Annotated in this window: 4 protein-coding genes and 1 pseudogene; all 5 read left to right on the top strand. The window is 73.1% G+C overall.

The genetic code is table 11. The annotated features are described in order from the left end of the window. Window positions 1–324 precede the first annotated feature (324 nt). Window positions 325–2,007: a MarR family transcriptional regulator gene (locus tag ACFV5H_RS37320; RefSeq protein WP_385199137.1), complete on the top strand. Its 1,683-nt coding sequence runs from the start codon at window positions 325–327 to the stop codon at window positions 2,005–2,007. Then, a complete protein-coding gene (locus ACFV5H_RS37325; RefSeq protein WP_385199139.1) occupies window positions 2,004–2,279 on the top strand; it encodes a hypothetical protein in 276 nt (91 codons plus the stop codon). The genes ACFV5H_RS37320 and ACFV5H_RS37325 overlap by 4 nt, the downstream gene beginning before the upstream one ends. Window positions 2,280–2,281: 2 nt before the next feature. Beyond that, window positions 2,282–3,157 carry a protein spdB gene (locus tag ACFV5H_RS37330; RefSeq protein WP_385199140.1) on the top strand — a complete coding sequence of 292 codons (876 nt, stop codon included), beginning with the start codon at window positions 2,282–2,284 and terminating at the stop codon, window positions 3,155–3,157. A gap of 58 nt (window positions 3,158–3,215) precedes the next feature. Further along, window positions 3,216–3,461 (top strand): hypothetical protein, encoded by a 246-nt coding sequence (locus tag ACFV5H_RS37335; RefSeq protein ID WP_385199141.1) that lies wholly within the window; start codon window positions 3,216–3,218, stop codon window positions 3,459–3,461. Between the two features lie 513 nt (window positions 3,462–3,974). Beyond that, window positions 3,975–4,481: pseudogene (locus tag ACFV5H_RS37340) on the top strand (hypothetical protein); the annotation flags it as partial.

Genomic DNA, 4,481 nt, shown 5'->3' on the forward strand with positions numbered 1-4,481 from the left:
CACCGCGGTCGCCCCGAACACGGTCCGGTCGTGGCTGCGGGAGTCGGACGGCTAGACGGCCGTCTGACGGCCTGGAGGGTCCGCGAGACTGTTCGGGTCCCCCGTACCGGGAACGGGCGGGAGACGGCCAGTCAGGGCCACTCTGGGTAGCGAATCCGGGTTTCCCTCGCGCGGGCGCGCGTAGGGCCCCCCGGAACCAGGAAACGGAAACCGGAAACCAACTACAGAACGTGAACGGCGACGCCCCGGTGCAACGGGACGCCGCCCAGTCCATGACCTCGCGAAAGGATCACCATGGACCACTCGTCAGTTTCGCATGTGATCATGCGATCGATGTGTTCGGCCTCCCGCTGGACGGCGGAGCGCTACAAGGCGGAGGCGGCCCGCCGGCGGACGCTGCGGGCGGAGCGTCGCCCCCTCGTCACCGACGCGCGGAAGGCGCTCGCGGTCGCCAGGAAGGCGGACCCGGAGCGCACCAAGCCCGCCACGCACAAGGCGGAGCGGGAGCTGCGGAAGGCGCAGCGCGCCGTCCCCGACCCCATGTGGGTCTTCGCCTCCAAGGCCGCGATCGTGGCCGCCGTCGCCGGATACGTCGGTCTGCCGCACGTCCCGTCGGCGGTGTGGCTGTGGTCGGCCGTCGCCGTCACGGTCGCCGCGGTCGGGGCCGTCGTCGTCGCCGTCGCGCTGGCCTCCCGTATGCCCAAGGGTCTCGTCCCGACCGCCGAGGAGCGGCAGCTGCTCAAGCGGCTCGCCCCGGAGCACTGGAGCGCGCACGCCGACGGGCGCGGCCTGGCCGGGACCATCACCGGTCGGCCGGCGCTCACGGACGCGGGCATCGTGGCGGACGTCCGCCTGGACGGCACCTGGACCGTGGCCAAGCTGACGGCCGCCGCCGACCACGTCCGCGCGCTGCTCGGCTGCCGCACCGGTCTGCGCCTGGAGGTGAAGACCGGCGAGCGGGGCGGATGGGCCCAGCTCATCCTGCGGACGCGGTCGGCGGTCGACGGCGCGGACATGCGCTGGACCCCGGACCGGGTCGGTATCGGCCTGGACACCCTCACCGGTGAGCCGGTCCGCATCCCGCTCAACACGCGGCTGCTGCTCGCCGGATCGTCCGGCGCGGGCAAGTCGGTGACGCTGCGGCCGGCGCTCGCCGAACTGGCCGCCGACCCCAAGGCCGCCGTCGTGATGGTCGACCTCAAGCGGGTGGAGGGCGCCCTGTGGCGGGACCGGGTCCGGGTGGCCCGCACTGCCGACGAGGTGATCGGCGTGGCCGCCGAACTCCAGGCGGAGATGATGGAGCGGCTGGAGATCCTGGAGTCGACCGGGTCCGCGTCCTGGACGCCGACCGTGGACCGGCCCCGGATCGTCGTCGTGGTCGACGAGGGCGCGGAAGTGTCCGCCGTCGCCAAGGACGCCGTCGCCGATTTCGAGAGCCTGGCCCGCATGGGCCGCGCCGCCGAAATCCACCTCTGGTGGTGCACGCAGAAACCCACTCAGTCCGGTGCGAGCGCGGGCATCCCGCCGCAGATCGCCGCACAGATGGACGTGCGCCTGTGCCTCAAGGTCGCCACGGCGACGGAGGTGCGGACCGTGCTCGGGGAGGACGCGACCGCGGGCGGGTGGGACGCTCACACGCTCCCCAAGCCCGGCGTCCTGATGATCCGTGGCACCGGCCGGACCCCGGCCCCGGTCAAGGTCTGGTTCATGGACGACGACCAGGTCCGCGCCCTCCCGGCCGCCCGCATCTGGCACGGCACGGCCATTGCCCCGGTCATCTCCATGCGCAAGCCCCCGGAGCCGCCCGCCCCGGCGGGGGAATCGACGGAGGAGCGCGTGCTGCGCGTCGTCCAGGACGGGCCCGCCCGCCAGAAGGACATCGTCGAGAAGTCGGGGCTCCCCAAGGGCACGGTGTCCAAGGTCGTCGGCCGTCTCGTCGAGAAGGGTCTCCTGGCCCGCCTGGAGGACGGCACCGTCGCCCCCGCCGGAACGGAGGCGACCGCATGAGCGCCCAGCTTCGGGCCGGACACATCCCGGCCGACATGATCCCGCCCGGGGTCGACCCCCGCACCGTGGTGATCGTCCACCACACCCCGGCCCCCCGGTCCTACACCGGCCCGATCGTCCTCACGGTCGTCGTGGCCGCCGGTGCGGTCGGCGTAGTGATGACGCTCTGCCTCCTGATGCAGATCACCGCCCAGACGGCCGCCGCCGTGGCCGCCGCCGCCCCCGCCGGGGTCGGTCTGTCCATCCCGCTCACCCGTCGGAAGGGGAAGTGACCATGCAGCGGAAGACGTTCACCGCCGGACCGGCGGTCGCCATGACCATCGTCAGCATGGTGCTGACCCTCGCGGTCGTCGTGATGTGGCTCGGGGAGTCCATGCCGTGGGCCGTGGCCCTCGTCGTCGGTCTCGGCCTGGACGGTGGCTGGCTGGCCACCCTCGCGTATGAGCGGAGGCTCGCCGCACAGGGCGACCACAACCGGGCCGTCACCGCTGTCGGGTGGCTGTTCGGTCTGGCTGCTACCGGCGTCCTCGTCGCGCACGCGCTCGGGGAGGAATCCGCCGGCGCCTGGCTCGCCGTCGCCTGGCTCCCCCTCGCGGCCAAGGCGCTCTGGTTGGTCCATGGTCTGTGGGAGCGCACCGCGCTCACCCCGGCCGCCCTGGACGCGATCCGCGGGATTCAGCAGACGGCCCGCGACGAGGCGGCCGTGGCCCGCGCCCGGCTCCGGGCCGAGGCAGGTACGGAGGAAACCCGACTGGAGGCCGTGACGGCGGCCGGGGCGCGCGTCGCACGGGTCCAGGCCCGGACCGCGGAACGGCTGTCGGGGGCGTGGTCGACGCTGGAGGCCGCCCGCCAGGGCGACGGCACGAACCGTGCCCTGACCTGCGTCACAGAGCGCGTCACGCCCGGCGTCACGCCCCGGTGGGAGTTGCCGGTGTGGGGGCCGACGGAGCCGGTTCCCGCCCTGGAGGCCGCGCCCGCGCTCACCGACGAGGAACTGGACGCGATCGTCTCCGAGCTGCGAGCCGGTGAGGTTCCGCCGCTCACGTACCGGGAGATGTCGGCCCGGTTCCGGTCGGCTGGCCACTCCGCCGGGGAGACCCGTCTCCGGGCGGCCTGGCGCCGCGTTACCGCCGAAGCCACGACCGGCTGATAGACCAATCCAGGGGGCCGGCCACCACGGCGGCCCCCTTCACCGGAGGGACCCGACCATGACCACGACCCGCTGCCCCGCCGCCCACATCGACGACCCGACCCCCTGCGACGGCCCGCCCGCCGTCACCGTGCTGGACCGCCAGAACGCGGGCCTGGACGGATGCGAGCACCACGGGGCCCGACTCCTGGCCTCCCTGGAGGGTGGCCGGGTGTACGCCCTCCCCGACGCTCCCGCCGGCGCGGCGATCCGCGTCTTCAAGGCCGCCGCCGACCTCCCACCGTTCATGTGGGTCGAAAGCTGACACAGCACCACATACCGGAGGCCCGCTCCCGATTGGGGGCGGGCTTTGTGCTGCCTGTTGCGCACGATGTGTGCGATGGTTCAGACTGAACTCATGTGACACGCGGTAAGTCCCCGGATTCCGGGGGCGAATGGTCCAGGATGCTGGACATGCGAAACGGCCAGGGATTAGGGCCCCTGACCGTTTCTAGATCCCGACTCGCTACCAACTCACCGGGAATCGTTCGTGCTCAATGATGCACGGTCGGAGGCGGACCGCAAAGCGGCCCCCCGGCCAGACGGCGCCGTGACTCCCATGGCGCAGCTCCAGCAGCGGCATAAGGCCGCCCTGGAGGCTGGGCGTGCCCGCCGGCGTTCCCTCCGCCGGGCCGTCTCCCGCGACGATGCCCGCGCCACCCCCGCCAGCCCCTCCCCGTCCCGCGCGGACGACTCCTCCCCGGCCCCCCACGGCGGTGCGGCTTGGGAAAGAGTGAACAGTGTTTCCGCCGCTGCTCAGGACACCGCAGAAACGGGCGTGACGGCCGCTCAGACGGCCGACGGGTGCGCCGTCCTGGTCAAGCGCAAGGATGCGCGGCTGCGGCTGCTGGAGGGCATTCAGGGCTTCACCGGTCTGAAGTCGGTCGGGGCGTGCGAGCAGCTCCCCTTGGGTGAAGCGGTCGGCATCCGTGCCGTGGCCGGGGAGCAGACGGGGTTTTCGGGCCTGGTCCGGTGCGGGTCGGTGTGGGCGTGCCCGGTGTGCGCGGCCCGGGTCCGGGCGGAGCGGGCCGCCGTCCTGGAGCGGTACGCCCTGGCCTGGTTGAAGTCGGGGCGCGGCCTCTACCTGGTCACCCTCACGGTTCCGCACTGGTCCCACGTCCGGCTGGCCGACTACACCGACGAGAAGGGACGGCAGGTCAAGGGCCAGTTGTCCAAGCTGCTGGAGGCGTGGCGCGGCATCGGACAGGGCGCATGGTGGGTCGGACGCGCCGTCGTACGCGACAAGGCGCCGGCCCCGTGGTCCTCGTCGTGGGCCGGGGACGAC

Source organism: Streptomyces sp. NPDC059787, assembly GCF_042732315.1.
Lineage (GTDB): Bacteria > Actinomycetota > Actinomycetes > Streptomycetales > Streptomycetaceae > Streptomyces > Streptomyces atrovirens.